General features: G+C 60.5%; 1 protein-coding gene. It reads left to right on the top strand.

The window, feature by feature from the left end; genetic code table 11:
* Positions 1-227: 227 nt before the first annotated feature.
* The gene (locus QX010_RS33005) at positions 228-1328 is read left to right on the top strand and encodes an IS4 family transposase (RefSeq protein WP_315701243.1); all 1101 of its coding nucleotides are present in this window, start codon (positions 228-230) and stop codon (positions 1326-1328) included.
* The last annotated feature ends 340 nt before the right edge of the window (positions 1329-1668 follow it).

The following is a 1668-nucleotide window of genomic DNA, read 5'->3' on the forward strand; positions in this document are numbered from 1 at the left end:
GATTCCGGGTTCGCGCATTGCATGCGCGCCCCGGAATGACCGGCCTGTTGGCACGATCTGGCTCTTCACATCTCAAACAGCGCGAGGCGTGCGCTCGCATTCTCGCAGCGCGTTACGCCCGAGCTTTGCGAAGCATTCGCCCTCGAAAAGCAAGAGGGCGCAGGAAAGGCCGCATAGGCGTTAAGTTTATGCTTGAGTGTTGGAATCCGCCGTGATTCGAACAGGGGATGGCAGACGAATCGCTCCTGAACGAGGACTGGACGAGAGTGGTTGCGCAGCTGGGCGGGGCTGCGCAGCTCGAGAAAACTGCGCGCCAGACGAAGGCCTTCGCGCGTCGGCGGCAGATTCCAGATGCGGTGACGTTACTTCGGCTGATGCTGGCCTATTGTTTGGGTGAAAGAGGGCTGAGATCGACAGCCGCATGGGCGGCTTCTGTTGGCCTTGCCGACCTCACCAGCGTGGCGTTGTTCTATCGGCTGCGTCAATGTGGTGATTGGTTTGCGGTGCTGGTGGAGGGCTTGCTCGCTGCGGCAGCTCCGAAGGCGAGCCAAGGCCGCCTGATCCGCATCATCGATGCGACGACAGTGCCTCAGGCGGGACCGGCTGCGCGCAAGAACAGTGAGCTTTGGCGCGTTCATAGCGCATTTGATCTGCCCTATGAGCGCTTTGGTCACTTCGAGCTGACAGATCAGCAAGAGGGCGAAACGTTTGACCGGATACCAGTGGTCAAGAACGAGATCCGCATTGCTGACCGCGCTTATCTGCAACCTGACCGCATTGCGGCCGTCCGCGAAGCCGGGGCCGACGTTTTGATCCGAGCGGGCTGGAAGAACGCACGTTGGCTTGACGCCAAAGGCCTTCCGTTCGATCTGATGGCCCAATTGCGTGCCGCGAAGGCGCGCGGACTGGTCGATCGGGAGATTTGGATCAAGCGCAAGGGCGGCGCGCCTCTGGCTATGCGTCTGGTCGCAATCAAGAAGCCCACCGGTGCGGCTGCTGCTTCTCGGCGTAAAGCCCGGCAAGACGCAAAAGATGAAAACCGCATCATCTCCAAAGAAACTTTGGAGGCTGCGGATTGGGTCATTCTGATCACGTCGCTCGCGCGGGACGAGTTCTCCACCAAAGATGTGCTTGCGCTCTATCGATTGCGATGGCGGATCGAGCTTGGGTTCAAGCGACTGAAGAGTCTGATTGGCCTCAAGACGCCGCCAGGAACCGATCCGCGCTCTGCCAAGCCCTACCTGCTGGCCCACCTCCTGATCATCCTGTTGCTCGAGCCGCTTGCCAGCGACTTCGAGGACTCTCCCCACTGGACGCAGGCCGCTTAACGACGCCTGGCGCTTGGCGGGTCCTGCAGCAGCTCGTTGCATCCTTGCTGCAAGCAATCATTCCACAACCAACCATCCGTTGCTTGCGCCGCAGAAAACGCGCGTTGGGGCGCCACCTTCGCGAGCCTCCTCGAAAACGCAAGTATCAATCGATGCTCGCGCTACCTTAACGCCTATGGGGAATGCCGGGTGAAGGCCTCACCCATGGCCCGCCTGCAACAAGAAAAGCAGGCGGCAGTCACCACAGGATCAGCCGGATCATCCGGCATTCCCTGCGCGATGGCTTTACGGCTTATACGTGATCTCCCTGGTGCACCGGGCTTTCTGGCCACCATGCGCG

Origin of the sequence: Bradyrhizobium sp. SZCCHNRI1009, from assembly GCF_032487575.1 — a bacterium.
Taxonomy (GTDB): Bacteria; Pseudomonadota; Alphaproteobacteria; order Rhizobiales; family Xanthobacteraceae; genus Bradyrhizobium.

Bases quoted from the DNA above. Each gene is read 5' to 3' on its own strand.
- QX010_RS33005 (WP_315701243.1), top strand. From the start codon at position 228: ATGGCAGACGAATCGCTCCTGAACGAGGACTGGACGAGAGTGGTTGCG.